The sequence below is a fragment of the Pseudomonas sp. P4_C1 genome (assembly GCF_056402155.1).
In genome coordinates, this window is record NZ_JBFUHY010000022.1 from 1 (window position 1) to 20,198 (window position 20,198).

At 55.2% G+C, this 20,198-nt stretch carries 22 protein-coding genes; 16 read left to right on the forward strand and 6 right to left on the reverse strand.

Features of this window, described 5'->3' with window-relative positions; all coding sequences use genetic code 11:
- Positions 1-978, reverse strand: a 978-nt coding sequence (locus tag AC1DU9_RS14980; RefSeq protein WP_477810423.1) for a cytochrome B, incomplete at its 3' end; no start/stop codon positions are given.
- Between the two features lie 316 nt (positions 979-1,294).
- Between AC1DU9_RS14980 and AC1DU9_RS14985 the strand changes: the two genes are divergently transcribed.
- The 3 genes from AC1DU9_RS14985 to AC1DU9_RS14995 all read left to right on the forward strand — a co-directional run bounded on the left by AC1DU9_RS14985 (position 1,295) and on the right by AC1DU9_RS14995 (position 4,296).
- The gene (locus AC1DU9_RS14985) at positions 1,295-1,633 is read left to right on the forward strand and encodes a hypothetical protein (protein WP_223460682.1); all 339 of its coding nucleotides are present in this window, start codon (positions 1,295-1,297) and stop codon (positions 1,631-1,633) included.
- 274 nt (positions 1,634-1,907) lie between these two features.
- Positions 1,908-3,320: an NAD(P)/FAD-dependent oxidoreductase gene (locus tag AC1DU9_RS14990; RefSeq protein WP_223460684.1), complete on the forward strand. Its 1,413-nt coding sequence runs from the start codon at positions 1,908-1,910 to the stop codon at positions 3,318-3,320.
- Positions 3,321-3,336: 16 nt separating this feature from the next.
- Complete coding sequence (locus AC1DU9_RS14995; RefSeq protein WP_223460686.1) at positions 3,337-4,296, forward strand: alpha/beta fold hydrolase; 960 nt, start codon at positions 3,337-3,339, stop codon at positions 4,294-4,296.
- A gap of 78 nt (positions 4,297-4,374) precedes the next feature.
- Here AC1DU9_RS14995 and AC1DU9_RS15000 read toward each other — a convergent pair whose 3' ends face one another.
- The gene (locus AC1DU9_RS15000) at positions 4,375-4,845 is read right to left on the reverse strand and encodes a metallophosphoesterase family protein (RefSeq protein ID WP_223460688.1); all 471 of its coding nucleotides are present in this window, start codon (positions 4,843-4,845) and stop codon (positions 4,375-4,377) included.
- A gap of 312 nt (positions 4,846-5,157) precedes the next feature.
- On the opposite strand from AC1DU9_RS15000, the gene AC1DU9_RS15005 reads away from it, so the two are divergent.
- The 4 genes from AC1DU9_RS15005 to AC1DU9_RS15020 all read left to right on the forward strand — a co-directional run bounded on the left by AC1DU9_RS15005 (position 5,158) and on the right by AC1DU9_RS15020 (position 8,262).
- A complete protein-coding gene (locus tag AC1DU9_RS15005) occupies positions 5,158-5,640 on the forward strand; it encodes an eCIS core domain-containing protein (RefSeq protein ID WP_317851121.1) in 483 nt (160 codons plus the stop codon).
- A 57-nt stretch (positions 5,641-5,697) separates the two neighbouring features.
- Positions 5,698-6,183, forward strand: a complete 486-nt coding sequence (locus AC1DU9_RS15010) for an adenosine-specific kinase (RefSeq protein WP_223460690.1) — start codon at positions 5,698-5,700, stop codon at positions 6,181-6,183.
- Between the two features lie 382 nt (positions 6,184-6,565).
- The gene (locus tag AC1DU9_RS15015) at positions 6,566-7,375 is read left to right on the forward strand and encodes a glycosyltransferase (RefSeq protein WP_223460692.1); all 810 of its coding nucleotides are present in this window, start codon (positions 6,566-6,568) and stop codon (positions 7,373-7,375) included.
- 83 nt (positions 7,376-7,458) lie between these two features.
- Complete coding sequence (locus AC1DU9_RS15020; RefSeq protein WP_108215750.1) at positions 7,459-8,262, forward strand: 2OG-Fe(II) oxygenase; 804 nt, start codon at positions 7,459-7,461, stop codon at positions 8,260-8,262.
- A 122-nt stretch (positions 8,263-8,384) separates the two neighbouring features.
- Here the strand turns inward: AC1DU9_RS15020 and AC1DU9_RS15025 are convergent, their stop codons facing one another.
- Entirely contained in the window at positions 8,385-8,777 is a 393-nt protein-coding gene (locus AC1DU9_RS15025; protein ID WP_223460694.1) for a GFA family protein, read from the reverse strand.
- A 34-nt stretch (positions 8,778-8,811) separates the two neighbouring features.
- A complete protein-coding gene (locus AC1DU9_RS15030) occupies positions 8,812-9,612 on the reverse strand; it encodes a transporter (protein WP_411740704.1) in 801 nt (266 codons plus the stop codon).
- Positions 9,613-9,919: 307 nt separating this feature from the next.
- Here AC1DU9_RS15030 and AC1DU9_RS15035 point away from each other — a divergent pair, with 307 nt between their 5' ends.
- The 9 genes from AC1DU9_RS15035 to AC1DU9_RS15075 all read left to right on the forward strand — a co-directional run bounded on the left by AC1DU9_RS15035 (position 9,920) and on the right by AC1DU9_RS15075 (position 17,730).
- Positions 9,920-10,600: a DUF3313 domain-containing protein gene (locus AC1DU9_RS15035; RefSeq protein WP_223460698.1), complete on the forward strand. Its 681-nt coding sequence runs from the start codon at positions 9,920-9,922 to the stop codon at positions 10,598-10,600.
- Positions 10,601-10,759: 159 nt separating this feature from the next.
- Complete coding sequence (locus AC1DU9_RS15040; RefSeq protein WP_223460811.1) at positions 10,760-11,257, forward strand: YMGG-like glycine zipper-containing protein; 498 nt, start codon at positions 10,760-10,762, stop codon at positions 11,255-11,257.
- Between the two features lie 690 nt (positions 11,258-11,947).
- Positions 11,948-12,769 (forward strand): transcriptional regulator, encoded by an 822-nt coding sequence (locus AC1DU9_RS15045; protein ID WP_223460700.1) that lies wholly within the window; start codon positions 11,948-11,950, stop codon positions 12,767-12,769.
- Positions 12,766-13,248 (forward strand): hypothetical protein, encoded by a 483-nt coding sequence (locus AC1DU9_RS15050; protein ID WP_223460702.1) that lies wholly within the window; start codon positions 12,766-12,768, stop codon positions 13,246-13,248. Before AC1DU9_RS15045 ends, AC1DU9_RS15050 begins: the two co-directional genes overlap by 4 nt.
- Before the next feature lie 192 nt (positions 13,249-13,440).
- A complete protein-coding gene (locus AC1DU9_RS15055; RefSeq protein WP_223460813.1) occupies positions 13,441-13,731 on the forward strand; it encodes a hypothetical protein in 291 nt (96 codons plus the stop codon).
- Between the two features lie 178 nt (positions 13,732-13,909).
- Positions 13,910-14,242, forward strand: a complete 333-nt coding sequence (locus AC1DU9_RS15060; protein WP_223460703.1) for a hypothetical protein — start codon at positions 13,910-13,912, stop codon at positions 14,240-14,242.
- A gap of 120 nt (positions 14,243-14,362) precedes the next feature.
- Positions 14,363-15,328 (forward strand): helix-turn-helix domain-containing protein, encoded by a 966-nt coding sequence (locus AC1DU9_RS15065; protein ID WP_223460705.1) that lies wholly within the window; start codon positions 14,363-14,365, stop codon positions 15,326-15,328.
- Positions 15,329-15,563: 235 nt separating this feature from the next.
- The gene (locus tag AC1DU9_RS15070; protein ID WP_223460707.1) at positions 15,564-17,159 is read left to right on the forward strand and encodes an EAL domain-containing protein; all 1,596 of its coding nucleotides are present in this window, start codon (positions 15,564-15,566) and stop codon (positions 17,157-17,159) included.
- A gap of 70 nt (positions 17,160-17,229) precedes the next feature.
- Positions 17,230-17,730 carry an outer membrane beta-barrel protein gene (locus AC1DU9_RS15075; protein WP_223460709.1) on the forward strand — a complete coding sequence of 167 codons (501 nt, stop codon included), beginning with the start codon at positions 17,230-17,232 and terminating at the stop codon, positions 17,728-17,730.
- A 72-nt stretch (positions 17,731-17,802) separates the two neighbouring features.
- Here AC1DU9_RS15075 and AC1DU9_RS15080 read toward each other — a convergent pair whose 3' ends face one another.
- Both AC1DU9_RS15080 and AC1DU9_RS15085 read right to left on the reverse strand, forming a co-directional pair.
- A complete protein-coding gene (locus AC1DU9_RS15080; protein ID WP_223460711.1) occupies positions 17,803-19,413 on the reverse strand; it encodes a mechanosensitive ion channel family protein in 1,611 nt (536 codons plus the stop codon).
- A 269-nt stretch (positions 19,414-19,682) separates the two neighbouring features.
- Positions 19,683-20,138: a YMGG-like glycine zipper-containing protein gene (locus AC1DU9_RS15085; protein WP_223460714.1), complete on the reverse strand. Its 456-nt coding sequence runs from the start codon at positions 20,136-20,138 to the stop codon at positions 19,683-19,685.
- Between the last annotated feature and the right edge of the window lie 60 nt (positions 20,139-20,198).

Here is a 20,198-nt window from a genome sequence, read left to right on the forward strand (position 1 = left end):
TTTCAGGTAGGCCTCGTCGACCTGCACACGGGAGCCATCGGCAAGCTGTTCAGTGCGGCCGTACAAATCCTTCCATCCCGGGCCGAGACTGGCACTGCCATCCTGGCTATGACAGGCCTTGCAGCCATGTTGTTCGACCAACTGGCGGCCTTTTTCCAGCACGCTGTCCCGACTGGGCCTGGCCGCCGTCGTCAATGTCTGCGCAAAAGTCGGTTGGCCTTTTAGCCATTGATCGAAGACGGCCTGTTCCTCCACGATCATATGGCCACGCATGTTGTAATGACCTACGCCACAATATTCAGCGCAAAGGACTTCGTATTTTCCGGTTTTAGTCGGCGTAAACCAAAAGTACGACACCATCCCAGGCACCATATCCATCTTGCTGCGAATTTGCGGTACATAGAAATCGTGCAGGACATCTTTAGCGCGCAGCAAGACTTTCACCGGCCGATCGAGCGGAAGGCGAACTTCATTATTCATTACCAGCACATCGTCCTGCCCTGCAGGATCCTTGGGATCAACGCCGAGGGGATTGGCGGAATCAACAAACTTGATATCCGACTTGCCCAACTTCCCGTCCTGGCCGGGAAAACGAAAGGCCCACTGCCACTGCTGGGCGACCACTTCAAGTTCGTAAGCATTGTTCGGCACCCGGATGAAATCGTTATAAACAACCAGACCAGGCGCCAACATCCCGGCAATCCCTAGCGAGGTAACGATAATCAACCATAACTCCAGCTTTTTATTTTCTGGCTGATAGGCCGCCCGAGACCCCTTCTTGTGACGAAAGCGCATCACCGCTATCGCCATGAATACCGTGATGGCAATGAAAAATATTCCGCTAATGACCAGGGTGATGAACAGGGTGGTGTCTATAGAGCCCCAGTTGGAAGCTGCCGGTGTCGCCTGCCAGGGCGCTAGTATGTTGAATAGCACTGATGCAATAACGATTAGTATCAGGACAATTGCTATTGCCATTTCCTCTTCATCCTATTCCTGTTGTTCATTGGTTATGCAACAGCATCGCCACTTACGTCCAGGCAGGGCAGACAAATACCACCCAGCCGGGCGGGTAAAGTCAGTGAGAAGTATAGAGCCATCGGCTTGTACCGTGAGGCTGACAAGGAAGTTCCGGTTGCCAGCTATACTTGATTTCTGATGACGAACGGCAGAGTGCGACCGCAAGCGGCCCCAAAGGATGAACCCTGCCCTTGTGTAGTCATCAAACGTAAGTGATGACCTTGAGCAGAGACGATAGCTACAGCGTTCAGCAAACCACATGGGAGGTTTCGTCATGAGTGCCCTGACGATCGAAGGCTGGTGCAAGCCCAGCCCCGACCAGAAGTCCATCCCGATCGGTGAGATCCATTTTTACGTCGACGGCCCTCTGCATGTCCGTCTGGAGGAGGCCGAAGAGCGCTTGCAGAATTCCCACGAGCGTGAGTCCATGGTCGATGTCGATATGGACTCGATGGAGTTGATCATGCCGGAGGGATACGCCCCCTTGTCCGACTGTCAAATGCGAGTCTATCTGCACGACGAACGCGGTCAGTTTCATCTGGTCGGGCACCGTGCGAGCGACGGCAGCTTGATCTATACCAACGCGGTGTTGATCGATCAGCTTATTGAGTAACGGCCGGGTGATTCCCGGCACCGGACTTTTGCTTGCTGATTGTCTGCACCAGGCGCCTTGGGAGGTACCGAACTGGCGTTTGAATGCGCGAGTGTCGAGCCACTACGTGCATACGCCAGAACGTCAGGTATTGCATCGACTGGAGAGTCGCAACCCACACTCCAACCATTAATTCCATCGGTTATTTGTGTGAGGAGCATTCGTTCTATTGGGCTCGGTACAGGTGGCTAATCTTCTGAAGTTGAGGGGGGAACCTTCAGAAAGGCGAAAGCATATGGACGCAAACCTGATCGAAACCGACTACCTGATCATCGGTGCTGGCGCGACGGCCATGGCTTTCGTCGATACGCTACTCAAGGAAACGAATGCACGCATGATAATGGTGGATCGACACGACCGACCTGGCGGGCACTGGAATGACGCCTACCCGTTCGTACGATTGCACCAGCCCTCGGCCTTCTATGGCGTCAACTCACGGGAACTGGGCAGCGGAACGAAAGACCAGGCGGCACTCAACGAGGGCTTGTATGAGCTGGCCTCCGGCGCCGAGGTGGTGAGCTACTTCGACCAGGTGATGAATCAGCAGTTTCTGCCGTCAGGTCAAGTCCGTTACTTCCCCATGTGCAACTACACCGGCGACCGCATTGACGACCACCGGTTTACCTCGCAGGTCAGCGGCGTAAACCATCAGGTCCGGGTGCACAAAAAGGTGGTAGACGCCACCCATGCCCAGACGGCAGTTCCCTCGACCCACCCGCCCAGGTACAGGGTGGAGGCCGGCGTACAATGCGTGCCACTGAACGACCTGCCGAAGATCCGGCACCCCCACTCTGGCTACGTAGTGGTGGGGTCGGGCAAGACCGGGATCGACGCGTGCCTGTGGTGTCTGCAAAACGGTGTTGCGCCCGCAAAAATCTGCTGGATCATGCCGAACGATCCGTGGTTGATCGACCGGGCCAACCTGCAACCCGGCCCCGACAGCTTCGAACGAACAGTCGGCGGCCTCATGGCACAATTCGAGGCCATCGCAGCCGCAGGCTCGATCCCGGACCTGTTCGCAAGACTTGAGGCGGCTGGCCAGCTCCTGCGCCTGGATAAGTCCGTCGAACCCACTGCTTACCGCTGCGCCACCGTCACACAAGCGGAATTACGCGAGCTTCGACGCATCGGCAACATTGTGCGCCTGGGCAGGGTGCGAGCTATCGAGCCAGCGCGCATCGTGCTCGACCGGGGCAGCATCGCCACGAGCCCGGATACTCTGCACATTGATTGCAGCGCCAGTGCCATCCCGTCACTGCCTGAAATGAAGGTGTTCGACGGCGCCAGGATCAACCTGTTGATGGTCAGCAGTTGCCAACCCGTGTTCAGCGCGGCCCTGATCGCTTATGTGGAAAGCCACCTGACCGATCAAGCGCAAATGAACGCGCTTTGCACGATGGTGCCCCCGCCTCACGTCCCCACGGACTGGATCAGAATGTGGGCGGTGTACCTGGGTAACCAACTACGCTGGGCAGAGCATGAAGGCCTGTCGCGCTGGATCAGGCAGTCGCGCTTATTCTTTCTGACGGCGGTGCTCAGGGGCCTGCAAGAAACCGACACCGAGAAAATGGCACAACTGTATCGGCTCTCTGTCAGCCGGCAGAAGGCTCAGGCGAATCTGCCGCGGTTGCTGGAGTCCATCGCTTGAATGGCAGGAAGCGCACATGAACGAGCCACACCTCGAAATACTCGACATCAATGGCATCCGCATGCAGGTAGCAACGCAAGGTTGCGGCCCGTTGGTCTTGCTATGCCACGGTTTCCCGGAGCTGTGGTACTCGTGGCGCAACCAGCTTGCGGCGTTGGCGAGCGCTGGCTATAGAGCGGTCGCGCCCGACATGCGTGGCTATGGCGGCACCGATGCGCCGGCCGAACCCGACGCCTACACCACGCTCCACCTGGTAGGCGACATGGTGGAGTTGGTCAACGCACTCGGCGAACAACAAGCCGTGATCGTCGGTCATGACTGGGGCGCGCTGGTGGCATGGAGCGCAGCAATGATGCGACCCGATCTGTTCCGCGCAGTGATCGGCATGAGCGTGCCCTTCTCGCCACCGGGTCGCGTGGAGCTCCTGAGCGCGCTTGCCTCGCGGGGTATCAGCGACTTTTATATCCAGTACTTCCAGACGCCGGGTGTGGCCGAGGCCGAGCTGGAAAGCGATGTCGAGTCGTCGATCCGGCGTATCTACTTCAGTGGTTCGGGTGACGGGCCCGATGGGCCGGTGTTCGGCCGGCTGCAGCCAGGCCAGGGTTTCCTGGGGGGGATGATCGAGCCAGAAACCCTGCCAGCCTGGCTAAGCCTTGCGGATATTGCCTACTACACCGGCGAATTCACCCGCAGCGGATTTCGCGGCGGCTTGAACTGGTACCGCAACATGACTCGCTCATGGGCACTGCTGGCACCCTGGCGCGGTTGCATTATCCGCCAGCCCTCGATGTTCATTGCCGGGAGCCGCGACGCCGTGCTGAAGTTTCCGGGCGCTCCGCAGCAGATCGAAGCTTTCGCGCAGACACTGCCGGGCCTGCGTGGGAGTCATATCCTCGAAGATGCCGGCCACTGGATACAGCGAGAGCGCGCGACAGAGGTCAATGAACTGCTACTGGGCTTCCTGAAAGAACTCTGATGACGTATCACCAGCATTTAATACATATTCTCATTTGTATTTTCTGAATATTGCTGTTTCAAATCGTCAAGGGTTCAATCAATCCGGGGGCTGCTCCAACAGGTCTAGCAACCGAGGCTCAATCGAAGTCGCCGTTACTTCGAGCAGGGCCAGCGTGACAGGCAGCTTGAAGCGTCGTCGCCCCGCGCTGCCAGGATTGACAAACAATCGCTCCTCACGCCATTCCATGCGTGGCTTGTGGGAGTGGCCGGTGATCACCAGCTTTATGCCTGGGTCCAGATCGACCGGAACATCGGCAATGTCATGCACCAACAGCGTCTGCCAACCGTTGAGGTCCAATCGCAGAAAATCAGGGAGATTTCCTGCCCATGCCTGGTTTTGATCATTGTTCCCGCGCACGACGTGCAGCGCAGCGATAGACGCCAGTCGGTGAAGAATTTCCGGGCTACCGATGTCGCCGGCATGAATGATCTGCTCGCACCCCGCCAGGGCGGCAAGCGCTTCGGGACGGAGCAAGCCGTGGGTATCGGAAATCACGCCAACTTTCATGCAAGCTCCAGAACGATATGGGCAATGGCCTGAATATTATGTGGACCCCAGGGAATCGAACGGCACCCAGTGCGGTCCAACACGTGGCAGGACAACCTGCCCGAATCATCGCCTGCCGACCGCCATTGCCTCTGGGAGAACCAATTGTCACCTGCCTTTATGCGCCAACTTGTCCGCTTGGCGATAGCGCTTTTCTGCGTTGGTACTTCGTCCTCTGCTTTCGCCTGCCCGCAAGGACAGTACCAGGTCTGCGTGGGCGCTTGTTTTTGTGCTCCAGGCTCCAAAGGGGACGTTGGGGAGATCTTCGATAACATGAACCAGATAGCGGCCGCCGGTTTACAGAGCTGGATCGTGCAATCGCGCAATACCCTGGCAACGGGTGATATCCGGCCAGTCCCGCTGAATATCCGGGCCCAGCTCGAACCCTACTATGACATTGGAGTGCTCGATTCGGCTCGCTACAAGGTTGGCGACGATGCGGAATTGAACGCCGCAAACACCATGCTGCAGAATCCCGATGTCAATGCAGTCACCCTTGTCGACATCATCGTCTTTCGCAGTCCCGATGATGCACTGAACAATGTCGCGCTGTGGGCGCACGAACTGAAGCACGTGCAGCAGTACCAGCAATGGGGCGTCAGCGAGTTCGCCACTCGCTATACCCGTGATTACTCAGCCGTTGAAACGCCTGCCTACGCGATCCAGACCCAGGTAGCCAGAGCGCTGAGGGCCAGCGTGGCCCAGCCAGGGTCTCCTCGAGTTCCTTCAGTGGAAGCAGCGATAACCCATGAGTAGCTATGCTTGGTTTGTTGACAGACTCTGGTAGCAACATCGTGAAAGGAGGCGTTTGAGATGCAACTCATCACGTTGAAAATCGATAAACCGGATATGACGAATTTCATTTTGGGTCAGACTCACTTCATCAAGTCCGTCGAGGACATCCACGAAGCGCTGGTTAATGCCGTGCCAGGTATCCAGTTTGGCGTGGCCTTTTGTGAAGCCTCTGGCAAGTGCCTGGTGCGATGGTCTGGCACCGATACCTCAATGATTGAACTTGCACAGAAGAATGCGAAAGCCATCGGCGCAGGCCATAGCTTCATCATTTTCCTGGGCGATGGCTTCTATCCGCTGAACGTGTTGAACACCATCAAAATGGTTCCAGAGGTATGTCGTATTTTTTGTGCAACAGCCAATCCAACCGAAGTGATTCTCGCCGAGACGGAACAAGGGCGAGCAATCCTGGGCGTAGTGGATGGCTTGCGTGCCAATGACATTGAAGGCGATGAAGACATCCAGTGGCGCAAGAACCTGTTGCGGCAGATTGGCTACAAACTGTGAGCTGAATTCAATAGCCCCCACTGAAACGCTGAACAACAGCCCGCCACCCTCTCAGTGGATGGCGGGCTGTTGTGTCACTGGCTTTACGCCATATCAGGCTTCGTGCGTGCACGTTGCTCCCGGGCAGACGCTCGCCTGAGCAGCCTCCTGATTCAACGAATCAAGTCACGGATATTTACCTATAGAGCAGATCCTTATACGATGAAGTCCACTCTACTGCGCTCCATCAGGCCTGAGTAAGCTATGGTTGTTATGCATAACAAAGCGATCCAACAAAATGTGCTCTATAGCCACGAAAATTTTGCGTAGAAAAACAAGCAGAATCTGCATGCAGATTCAACTACTTCTACAACTAAATACAATACCATTGAGCACCTGAACAATGAACAACCCTGATTCTCCGCCCGAAAGCTCTAAAGCTTTCAGCATCGTCATAGTGAATTACAAAACACCGGAAATCACCAAGATATGCCTGGACTTATTGCACCAGCATGTGGGCACCAAAGGCGTCCCAATATGGGTAGTTGACAACTACTCCGCCGATGAAAGCACTGAGTATTTACGAACGCTTGACTGGATCAATTTAATCGAGCGTTCTGTAACCGAACCAGAACCAGGCCACATCGCGCATGGCAAGGCACTTGACCTGGTGCTGGAGCGGATTGAAACCGATTATTTATTCTTGATGCACACTGATACGTTTGTTTTCGATAAAAATGTTTTTCCGATGATGATGAATAAATGCTTAAAAAACCCGAACGTCGTTGCCGTCGGTTGTGTTGAGCAATTAAACCGCGGCACCACCAGAACTTTTTGGCGCTTTAGCTCGCGACTATTCAAACATCATTTCAGGCGCCTGAAAATCTCGATGGGATTGCGTTCCAGAGAACCAAAACCGTACAAAGAAGTCTACTTGAAAAGTTTCTGCACCTTGTGGAACTGCAAACTCATCAAACAGCACAACTTGCATTTTTCGATGGATGACCGTGTACCAGGCTATACACTCCAGGACCGCATGACCGAGCTTGGCTATGTCGTTGAAATGTTATCGCCGCGTAAAATCTTCAGTTATCTGGATCACATTCAGGCCGGCACTGTCGCAGCGGCTGGTGGCTATGACAAGACTCATAGACGAACCAAAATGTACAACAACATCCTTAAGCGTCTGAACAAGGACGACAAAAAAAGCTAAGTTACGAATAGACGCAACGAGCCGTGCGCTCAACGCTGCTTGACGTCACCTATAAGTTTTTATATTAAGTTATTGGAGCGGTAATGGCACCCATCACTCAAGCACTACCTATCACCCTGTCCCCGGAGCTTGATTTCGACCAAAACGCCGCCAGCGCCTTTGGTGAGTCATTGACCAGTCGCTATACTCAGGCTACGCCATTTCCGCACATAGTCATCGACAACTTCTTGCACGAAGACCTGATTGCAAGTATCTGCTCGCACTTCCCAACCGAGCCAACCAATAACGAAATGCTCTACGAGCGAGGCTATAAAGGTCAACGAAAACGTCAAATCAGTCCCAACGAATGCGCGCCCCATTTGAAGGCTGTTTTCAACATCTTTAACTCGGCCCCCATGTTGCAATTTCTTGAAAAGCTCACCGGCATCGAAGGTTTGATACCCGACCCCTACTTTGTCGGTGGCGGCCTGCATGAAACCAAAAGCGGTGGTTTCCTGGGGGTGCACTCGGACTTCAGGCTCAACAAAAAGCTTAATGTTGAGCGCCGACTGAATATCATAATTTATCTGACTGAAGACTGGCGAGAGGAATACGGCGGCAACCTGGAACTTTGGGATGTCGACATGAAGACCTGCCTTAAAAAAATCCTGCCGATTTACAATCGATGTGTCATTTTCAATACGGACAAAGACAGTAATCATGGGCACCCAGAGCCTTTGACGACTCCAGAACACATCACCCGCAGGTCTATCGCACTTTATTACTACACCGCAGGAACCATGGTGATCGATCCTGCACAAAGAAACAAAACCCACTACAAACCAAGGCCAAAAGATCGTTTTAGCCTAAAGTACTACATGAATAAACTCATCAAGAAGAAAAACTAAACGGTATCGCCAGACGATCGAGTTCGTGCTTTTTTGAGCGTTAGCTTGCCAATCAGGATATGCCCCCAGGCTCAGTTACAGCGTCGATCAAATGGCCCATGGGGCGCCAAAGATTATAGCCGCTAGTCCTCAAAACGCCCCGTGGCATCTCGATCGCGCTCGTAGTGTCGGGTGAGCGCAAACGCCGGCAACCAGGCCTCGCGCCGCACGATCCAGCTCTCGTAGGTTGGGGTCAACTGGTCAGGGGCATCCAGGGATCCGAGGTTCACCTCGACTTCGTCTGCGCTGCGCGAGAACACCGACGAACCGCAGTGCGGACAGAAATGCCGCCCGGCGTAGTCACGTGTTTCGCCTTCGATCGTCACCGCATCCTGATGAAATATCGCGGACGCATGAAACAGCGCCCCGTGATGCTTGCGGCAGTCGAGGCAGTGACAAACGCCAACCCGGAACGGGCGCCCCGATGCGACAAGGCGCACCTTGCCGCACAGACAACCGCCGGTGAATCGGTCCATGCGGTGTCTCCTCCAGGCCGTCCGAAACGGCGTATCAGCGTGGAAACAGGAACGTCACGGCGGCGCGAAAGCCCCAGCCTTGTGGGCCGTCTTCCGGGCTGTCGAGCCAGTAGCGCGGGCCGGCCTGCACCGTCAGCGGCTGGCCGCCGATTCTCAGCAGTTGGGTGACCGTCAGGTTGATCGGTACCGACCATTCGCGCGATTGCCAATTGTAGGTCGACTCGGTGTTCACCCCGTAGGTCGTGTACGTATGAGTGGTGTACGAGAGGAAGGGTTGCAGGAAGGTCTGGTTGACCTTTTCCTTGTCGTCTGGCGGGCTGCCGTCCAGGCCCCAGATATGGTTGGCCAGAATGCCTCGGGTCCAGCCATTGGACTGTTTCAACGCCACCGCCGTCGGGCCCAGGCCCCATTGCTCGCTGCCGAGCAATTCGTCACTGCCGGTCGGTATCAACAACGCCGGGCCGCCGCCGAGTATCCAGCCACTGTCCGTGGGCTTGGTCGGCGAGAAGAAAAAGCTCTGGGTGATATCGCCTGTGCCGGACTTGTCCGCCGCGCCATTGGGAGCCAGGCCGTGCTGGTCGATGATCGGCAGAATGGTCCGGGAAATGAGGTTCCAGTCTTCGTTCAAGGCAAACGGCAGCACAGGCTGGATATTGGTGACGCTGTGCATACCCTCCCCGGTCGGCCCCATCTTCTGATCCCAGTTGTACTGCACCGGCAGGCTGTACATCGCCGCGACCGGGTTGAGGGCTTTCTTCGCCAACTCTGCCGAATCGTCAGCCTGAGCCACCGTGATGCAGCCCAACACAGCGACGAGTGTCGACGCGGTGCCCATCCATCGTTCTTTCCGATCCATGCTCACTCACCTGTAGACGCCAAAGCCGGGTTGCAAAGGGTTAGCGTAGGCAACTGTGATCGATGTGCAATCTTTCCTGGTCGTGCGTTTAACAGTTTTTAAGAGTTATTGATTCGGATTATCCCGCTGCTACGGGCAGCATTCGGCCCGCATTGACCGGCGTGCAAGCACCTGCTTTGCGTAACCGACTGGCGAATACCAGTGCCCGAATACGAGGCGCCCAGCCCAATGCCTGGAGCCAGGTCGGAACCCGAATGACAACTTTCATCACTTGAGAACCAAACACATGGGCATGTCGAATAAATGGATTGCGGGTATAGCTTTGAGCTGTGTATTTCAGGTCGGCTGTGTCTCGAAAGTGGCACAGCAAGAGCAATACTCGGGCTTCCTGGGCAATTACCAGGGCCTGGAGGAGCAAACTACGCCAAGTGAGCAGAAGGTATTGCGCTGGGTATCGCCGGGGTTCGATCCTCGCGCGTACTCCACTGTGGTGTTCCGGCAGATGGAGCTGTATCCAGCGCCGCAGCCGACCGCGCGCGTCAGCCTGAAGACGCTGCAAGACTTGCAATTGATGGCCAGCAATAGCGTCAAGACCGCCTTTGCCCAGCGCTACACGATCGTCCCATATGCGCAGTTGGTACCGACCGATTCACGGTCGCTGATCCTGCAAGCGGCGATCACTCACGTCAGCGCCAACAACGAAGGCATGCACTGGTATGAGGCCGTTCCAATCGGGGCCATTGTCGGGGCGACACAAGCAGCCACCGGGCATAGGGATCAGACTGCCGAGTTGTACATCGAAGCCAACCTGATCGACGCAAAAACCGGTATGCCGGTCGCGAAGATCGTACGCAAGGTATTCGGCGAGACCATCAAGAATGCCGAACAGCCGATTGTTGCCAATGACTTCAAGGTTGCACTCAAAGGCATGACAGACGATATGCAGGCCCTCCTCCTCAAGCGTTGACGCTCAGGCAAACCCCATCGCAAACGTGGAAATGCCTGCCGTCCACCGGCATTGGATGGCATGGCAAGCGGACCGGCATGGGGTTTCAATGTGACACCCCGCCGCGTTTTCCCTCTGACAAACCGTTAGCCGTGCCGACGCCTGACGTGAGGCTCAATGATGAAAATACTGGCTGAAACCTTAGCGGTCCTTATGGTGTTCCTGAGCACCTGTGCCTTGACGATTCTTGTGATGCTCTTGAGCACCAGCGCCCAGGCGGCGACGGTGGTACCCCTCAAAGGCCAGACCTCCCAGACCATCCAGCAGGACACCAGTGCCTGCCAATCCCAGGCCAACGCGCAACATCCGGTGCAAAGCACCGTGCCCTCCGGTGGTCGGGTCAAGGGCGCCGCAACCGCCGCGGTAGCCGGCGCGACAGCGGCAGAAGTTCGGGGTCGCCAACATGAAAACCTCTATGACCAGATCGACGACGATACCAGGCAAGACTATCGGCAGAACCGCGTACACAGTGCCGCGGCTGCCGGTGCCATCGTAGGGGGCTCCAGGCAACGCCAGGAGCGTCGGCAGAATCTGAGTGCGAGCGAACAAAGCCTCACCGCCAATAACTCCGTCTACAGCAGCTGCCTGCAACAACGTGGTTACGATGTCTTGCCTTGATCGGCGACGACAATGGCCTGAAGTGATTGTGTAGGTGTCCCTGTCGTTTTGCTCGCGTCCTGGCTTCTGACCGCCTTCGTCCGCTCAAAAAAAGGCCCCGGCCCCTTCATGAAAGGACGCGGGGCAAAGCTGTAGAACGAGAGGTGAGGATCGTTTACATCGCGACAAACAAACCATGAACGCGATGTGTGTCAACGCTCCTCGAGATCCATTTAAAGCGGTAGCGACCCTGATTCAAAGCTAATAAGAATCAAAAATAGTCTTCAACGAGCCAAGCGCACAAAAACACAATCATTGATTTGTATCCTGATAGTTCAGGTTGCAATTGAAATCTGTCGCAATAGCGAAGTTAGTTCATTCCGGCCTGGCTCCGTGTAAACCCACCTGCCCGAGCTTGCAGTTTTCGGATAGCGCAGATAATCCATTCCAAGCATTATTCACGGTGTCAAAATCAAAAACCGTGGGTCATCCAGCAATGCTTTTCCCTTGTATGATTGAACTGATACCTCTGACAGACCGGGCTGTTTGCTGCACGGCACGCCTCTGAAACGAGCCAGTCCGGCATTGTAAATGCGACACGCCGTGCACCTTCCGCCTGGCCCTCATCTTCGTTCACTTCCCAGACCAGAATGTACCGAGCCAAATCCGGCCCCTATACTCAGGCCAGCACCGCCTGAACGGAAGATTTATATGAGCTACACCTTCAAGTTGAAAAATGGCGCCGTGGCGGTATTCGATCCGGATAGCGCCATGCTTTCCATTACAACACCCCATGGAGATGTACAAAATTCCACGTTAGGTAGAGCTGAGTCGCGTCTGTTGGACCTGCTGCTCATGGAGCCAGGTGTCACTAAAAGCCGCGATGAAATCATCGACTACACCTGGAATGACCGCGTGGTTGCCTCCGGCAGTTTGAATCAAACGGTTTTTTCGCTGCGCAATATTCTCAATGACAGTCGGGATCACGAGATCCTGATGACTGTTCCTCGACGAGGATATTGCTTCAACCGGCAATGCGTAGTCGATGCAGAAGCGGCTGTACCAGTACCCCGAGAGGAAACGGCGCAGCCACCCGCCTCCCTCCCGGGACAACGACCGCCCCCGGGTAGTGATGAACTGCTTGCACCCCCGGGTAAAACCAATAGATCCACTCGCATTACAAAAGCCCAGCTGATCGCTTATATCGTTTCGCTGGCAGTCGTTGCCTTTACTGTCTTTCAGTTCGACTTCGACGCGCCAAAAATTGAAATCTCCAGTATCGACAAGGATGGACTGGTCATACACGCCGTGGGCAGCGATCTTGCCGAGGCTCAGGCGCTGATGGATCTGTCGGTCAAACAAACTGAACAGCTACCGCCAAACCTGAAGGGCCAGGTCTGGATCAACCTGTATAAAGCCAATTATTCCGTTTCGTGCATCCGCCAGGATCAAAGCACTGCAAATCTGCAGTTGAACAGCAGCGAAAGAGACCTCGCCTTGATGATTCGTCAATGTCTGGAAGTCACCTTATGAAGTTCGGAATTCCGCAAGCCGTTCACTGGCCTCTGATAGGCTTGATCAATGCACTGTGCATTTTCTCTTTTGTCTATTCACCTTCGCACTACATGGAAAACACCAGTTACCAGACAAAATCCCGACAATGGCTGGAGGATCTCGACCAACTCAACACCGAAGAATACCTCACTATCGGGCATGGTCGACTCACGGGGACCACGCTGGAAAGCCTGAATGGAAAAATCCGCAATGCGACCATCTCGGCGAATATAATCGGAGAAAACAACACACACGTCGAGATAAAAGTCAGCAATATCAAACTCAGCCAGGACAATGAACTTTTTGCCATTGAAAAGACTCCTGACCTGTTCTTCAGGCGCCAATATGTGTTGCAGGAAGGCGCCATTCTAAACTACGAGTTGATCCCGACCCAGGATAAAAACGCCGTGTGTTTTTACATCCATGAACTAGGCCGTTTACGCTGCATGAACCATTAATCGGGCTCCCGCAGCGACTCGACGCCCACTTGGCAAAGGTTCACATCAAAGAATTTCCAAACAAAAATAATACTTATTGATTTGAATCAAACGTCTCTCCTGCCAAAAATCCCTCGCCGATAATCCTTGGAATCGAGCCTGCTTGATTCTCGCCCGGGACAATGCCCTATACAGGAGAATCAAGTGAAAGCCATGCATTTCCTGCGAACTCATCAATCGACGACTTTCGGATTCCTGTCGGTCTTTTTTCTGTCCGCCATGCCATTTTATTCGTTCGCGCATGACGAACGCTCCGTCGAAAACACGACCATTGAATATTATGAAATTGAAACAAGCCCGGATGACAGCCAGAAACTGTCGCATCTGAAAATTCAAACTGAGAATGAGTATCATACTGACGAGCAGAACAGTGATTCTGCTCTCCCTGCCCCGCCACAAAGTGATACCGGCATGAGCTACGCCAACTCGCTCATACGACTTTGAGGAGCGTTGTGTTCGCAGGGGCAAGCGGTGACTGGCCTCTTCTGACGACCCCGTAAATATGAGTTATTGACTTTGGCAGACACCATCGAGGTGAGATTATTTTCAGGCCAGATCGCGGCAGAGATGCAGCTGACATTCTGCTCTGCCTGAATAAACTGTTCATAAGGAAATCGCCTCGATGCTACTGAAAAACTTCGTCACCGTGTCGTTTGGTTTGTTGCTTTCTCTCAAGGCCATGGCCGACGACAAGAGCCTCTACAGTGCCAAATTGACGAGTGTCGAAACCAACAAGAAGGTACCAAGTGCAGTGAAAAACAGCTATCAGGTAAAAAACGGTTATCGTATTGACGATTTTTACTCCTTTACAGCTGCAGCCATTGACCCGATGAAACCCCAATTGCAGATCTTCAGTTCGAAAATTGACCCGCGCAACGTTCAACACATGGACGACTCACCGTTGGACAGCAAGTACGCATTTTCGGCGGAACTGGAACTGATCCGGGGACTCTGACAATCCGCTCAAAGCCAATGGGGCGATCTCACCGACAGCAAGGACGCCGAATCGCGTACCTTCTCCATGACTGCCCGTCAGGCTTGACCCCAATCATTTAACAGATGAGCCTTCAATTTCATGAGTATCGCACCGCCCGACGAAATCTTTCATTTGTCTTCTGCCTTGCCGAGCCAACTGAATAGAACAATAGGCAAATGGGAAATGAGCCTTATTCCAACCGAGCAAGAGGCGCGCATTCGGCAACATAAACTCTTTCACAGCCCCGAACTGCAGTGCAGTCGCCTTGAGTTCGACTCATCCGTCACCCTGGTCAGTTCTGTCCCTGCCGGATTCGTTACATTCGCCATCTCGCAGCCCCCGATTGGTCGCCCCGTCGTAAACAATCACAAACTACGGCCTGACGAAATCATCGTACTGCACAGCGATGAATCGGTGCATTACACTTGCGAGCCGAATGAAACGCTTTTCAGCATAACCACAACACTGGAAAACTATGACCGGTGCCGTCAACATCACGCTGTCATCGATATACTTGCAAACAGAACACAACACAGTTTCCAGGCTGAAAACTTTCAATTCATACAATCTGCCGTTCAAGCCATCAGCGCTTGCTGTGTCGACATCAACGACGCTGCTTCAGCACAACGCAGCGCAGCAGAGGGTTCAGCGATTGAAAGCGCAGTGCTAGCTTCTCTATTGAAGTCGTTGACACCCGCTGGCGGTTTCAGCCGCAAAGTCCCGACAAGAAGAAAGGTGGCGATAGAAGCCATACAGTACATCCATGAAAACACAAAAAAAACGCTCACTATAAAGTCGCTCGTAAGGCAACTTGATACCACCACGCGCACCCTGCATTTTGGCTTTATTGAAACGTTCGGGATGTCGCCAATCGCTTACATCAGAAACCTGAGACTCGCCAGTGCCCGCCGCGACCTGATTAATAAAACGTGGCCCACCGTGACAGAAACCGCAATGTTCTGGAACTTTCACCATCTGGGCCGGTTTTCCAAGGCGTATCAGATTGCTTACGGGGAGACTCCGTCAGAAACGGCCAGGCGCAACTCAGCCAAGCCCTGCAAATGATGATTAATAATTTCCTTTGATTAACCACAGAGCCCCACCATTGCTTATTTGCCCGCTCAAGGAGATAAGCATGCATCATCGAATAAACACACTGCCACTCAAGCAGAAAATCGCACTGTGCATTGCCGTCTATGCCAGCGGCATCTTATTGGCCTGGGTAATTGACTGGTACTGAGGACCTTTAATCCGCGACTACAGGGTGCAAAGTGAAATATTGATACCTCGGGGTTTTTCGATGATTGCCGCATATAAAGCGTTACCTGGAAGGCACGCAGTCACTGTATGCCTGATTGCTGCGACGTGCTGGGCCGCATGGCTCTGTGCCGGAGGACTGGCCGATCAATTCGTTGCACGGAAGTTGAATAACGTATATGCCGATCTGCGTGCTGCTCAAGTGGAGCCCAATGCGCAGATCGACAAAGTACTGGAAACCCTCGGCGATCTCGATCGTTCGGGCCAGGAATGCTCCGCCGAGCAATATTCACAACTGGCCGACCTGATTAAAAACCTGCGATTTGTCGATCAAGCGGCAATTCAGTTGCCCAATGGCAAGATCTGTTCCTCCCACGGACAAGAACTCCAGTCGATACTGGCCGATAACGAGAAGCGCAAGTTCTCCGTTGGAAAGCGAAGCTATTGGGTCGATTCTGGTCACGCAGTTTCTGCGGACACCGACTTCATCATTGTGTCGGAACAGTCAACCTACGTCTGGGCAAACAAGAAGATCCTGCTCGACAACTTGAAGTTTCCCGAAGACCTGCAACTGGACCTCATCGGCCCCGGCGGAGCAGCGCCCATTGCCTCCACGGGGCCTCAGCCGTTGAAGATGCGCAAGCCCTTCCACCTTGAAGAACTGGTTATCTCGGCAGACAAGGTCCTCATCGCCTTTGCGGGCAACCGAAATGAACTGATCTCGGTCATTTCTCTTCCGTTGAGCTACCTGACAGGTCTCAAATTCAAATTATTCATTGGCCTTACGTGCGTGTTCGCAGCACTGCTTTTGCTCGCAAGGTGTATTCAACGACATTACACCTCTACTGCCGTACGACTTCGCAATGCCCTGAAAGCCAGCACCCTGGGTGTTCACTACCAGCCTATCGTCAATTTGACGACGGGCTATCTGGTGGGCGCCGAATCACTTTCCCACTGGAACGACAACGGCGCCCAGGTGCCTGCGGATGTTTTCATCCCGGTGGCGGAGAAGTCTGGCTTGATCCGCCAACTTACGCGTTCGGTGATTCGACAAGTCGCGGAGGATTACAGCACCTACCTTTGGGCGTGCAAGGACTTCTACATTACGGTCAATCTTTGCGCCCAGGATATTCAGGACCCGAGCCTCCCAGACTATGTGGCCAGCGTGCTGGCAACCTACAACATGCCTGTGTCCGCCATGGCCTTTGAAATCACCGAAAGGACCCTGCTCGATCAGAAGCCTGCCGCCCTGCAATTGCGACGGCTTCGTGCGTGCGGACACCGCATTGCCGTGGACGACTTCGGCACCGGCAATTGCAACCTCTCGCTCCTGGATTCAGTGCCTTTCGACATTCTTAAAATAGACCGCTCGTTCATCGCAGACGGCAAGATCGCGGCCAAGGACGCCTTGTGGCGCCATATTGCCCGGTTGGCCAAGTCGCTGAGGCTCAAGGTCGTGGCCGAAGGTGTGGAGACTCAGGAGCAACTGCCGCATCTGGTTTCGGAGGGGGTTGTATTGGCGCAAGGCTGGTTGTTCTGCAAAGCGCTGCCTGTTCAAGCACTGGCAAGACGCTACTTTCAATGCCCGGCAAACATCCCGCCTTACGACGCCAAAATATCAATCAATGACTTCTATTAACCCCTCTCGGCCACTCAAATGCTCGCCGAACCCTAACACCAGACAAACCTGTACAAGGACTCCACCACACATGCGACTTCGAAACCTTGGCTTCGCTTCACTGCTATCGCTGCTGTCTTTTCAGGCGCTCGCCGATGACAAAGGTTTATATCTTGGAGCTGGCGTAAGCAGCATACAGACCGACGAATCCAGACTGGACGACGACGACACCAGCTACAAGGTTTATGCAGGGTATCGCGTCAATAGCTACCTGGCCTTCGAGGGGGCCTACGTCGACCTGGGTCAATTCAAGGACAAGAATGTCGATTTCGAAGGCAAATCGGCCCAGGCTGCCGCCCATGTCGGCTTTCCCCTGGGCGATCGGCTGCGGGTATTCGGCAGTGTCGGTGCTCACGCCTGGGACGCCGACGGCAATGCCACCGACGACGATACCGGGGTTGACCTGACCTACGGTGTCGGCCTGGAGGTCGATGTCTTTCGCAACGTCGGCCTGCGCGCTGAATACGAAGTGCTGGAGGTCGGCGAGATCGACCTGAACCAGACGACCGCATCCGCCTATATGCTTTTTTAACACCGCTACAACCGAGCGGCCTTGCCGGTCGCTCAACACTCGATCATGGTGCGAACGCCCTTTCAAGTGTAATCAGGATTCCTTCGATTCCTGCGCGGGGGCCGGGTACCACTTGTCCCTGGGCACCCATTTCTCCTGTTGCGGATCGCCCAGGTAGTGCGGCGACATGATCTGCACACCGTACTCATTGAACACATCCTGGATGTTGGCGTGCAGCATGCTCAGCAGCACGGCGCGCGGCCGGGGCTGACTGGGAATGGCCTGGGCTACCAGCCGGTATTCCGGGTAGAAGTCCGACAATGCCGTCTGGAACACTTGGGCCGGCGGTACTTCGAGTACCCCTGGCGTACGTTTTGCGGCCTCCAGCAGCATCGCCTCCACCTGCCGCCACGGCGTGTCGTAGCCGATGGTCACGACGGTGTCGACCACGTAGCCGGGGCCTTGTACCACCCGCGAGTAGTTCTTGGTGACGGTGCCGGTGATCATCGAGTTGGGCAGGGTCAGCACCTCGCCCAGGCCGGTGCGAATGCTGGTGGTGAACATGCCCAGTTCGGTCACCGTGCCTTCGTAGTCGCCAATGCGCACAAATTCGCCGGGACGCAGGGTTCGGGTGTAGGTCAGGATCAACCCCGCCGCCGCCTGGCCCACCACGCTGGTGGCGCCCAGGGAAATCATCAGGCCGATCAACACCGACAACCCTTTGAATGCATCGGTGCCGGCACCCGGCAGGTACGGATAGGCCATGGCCAGGGCAAACAGCCAGATCGCCAGGGACGTCAGGCGTTGGGTCGGTTGCAGGGTTTCATGGTTCAACCAGCTCAGGGTTCCCGGTACAGCCATGCGCCGCAGTATCCGCCGCATGAACGCGGTTGCGCCGCGGGCGATAAAGAAGATCGCCAGCGCCACGCCCAGCCCGGGTATGGCACCGACGATCCCCTGCAGCAGATAACCGCCGAGCTCCAGCAGATAGTTGTTAAGGCTTTCGCCCCAGGGACGGGTATAGGGAAAGCGTGACAGGACAAAGCCCAGCCATTCGTAGGTAAACAGCATCACGACGATCCAGCGCACCAGCGCCAGCAGGCGGCTGGCCAACGGATACAGGAAATTGGCGTCGACCAGAGGAACCCGTCCGACTTTCAGGGCCTGGGTGTGCCGATGCATCAGTTCGGGCAGTGTCTTCAGCACTCTGCGCCGCAGGTACGACATGCCGAACAGCAGCGCAATGTAAATGCCGGTGGCGAGCAGCGCGGCGACCACGGAGCGCAGGATCAATTGCAGGCTGCGGGCTTCCCGGGTTTCGGCCACGACCTGGCGCAGCTTGTCAGCCGCGGCTTCGGCGGCCTGCTGTACCGAGTCGTATTCGGTCTCGTCGAAGTCCTTGGGCGAAACGATAAAGGCACGCCGGCTTCCCAGCAGCACCATGTAGCTTTTCATGATCGGGTCGATGGTGACATTGAGGTCGTCCGTATCATCCAGCACCTCACCGATCACCGCTTTCGCCCGTTTGACCCGCGAGGCCGGGGCTTCACCGAGGAGGGTCGCGCGAAACACCATGATGCTGCGGTTGGCCACTTTCAATTCAACGGGAGCATCAACCACTTTCGGTGCATCCTCGGCCCACAGTTGCACCGACCAAAACATCCCGAAAACAGTAAACATTACAGCGAGCAGCCTGCTCCGCATGTGTCGGATCCTTACGTCACGAAATTCAGATCGAGGGTACGTATCGCAGCGTAGTTCACCGATGAACGGTTGTCAGATTAGAGCTACAGGCAGTTTCCTTACCCGTCTGTTTCCTTGAAACAGCGAGCTCAATCCCCGGAAATTGTGCTCGTGACCGGACCTGTGGGAGCGAGCTTGCTCGCTATGAGGGCGGCACATCAAACATCTATGCCGACTGATCCTGCGCCATCGCGAGCAAGCTCGCTCCCACAGTGTGTTCCGTACCTGGCTCAAGGGTTGACCTGATAACCCTTGCCCTGCAAACAACTGCTGTAGGCCGACGCGGTATTCGCCTGGGTGGTTTTCTCATCCGCCCGGCGTTCCTGACGCTGGCGCGAACCGCCGACCACGACGCCGGCGGCCGCGGTTTCCTTGGCGCGGTTCTGGCGGTATTCCTGTTGCACATCACTATCGACGCGGTCATAAGCCTCGTCGTGCCGATTGCCGCGCACCTGGGCAGCCGTCGCGCCGGCGGCAGCCCCCACAGCGGCACCCTTGACCCTCCCGCCGGAAGGCGTGGAAGTCGTCGAGGCACTCTGGCTGGCGGCGATGCTGTTGCATTCGTTGATGTCGGCCTGGGTTTGTTGCGAACTTTGCCCTTTCATCGGCACCACCGATTGCGCCCAAAGCGGGGCACTCAAAACCGACAAGGCAAGGCACAGGCTAAGCGATGAAAACCTTCTCATGATGACCTCCGACAGGCTTGCCACACGGGCAAGCCTTGGGGCGACTGGCGGATGGCAAGC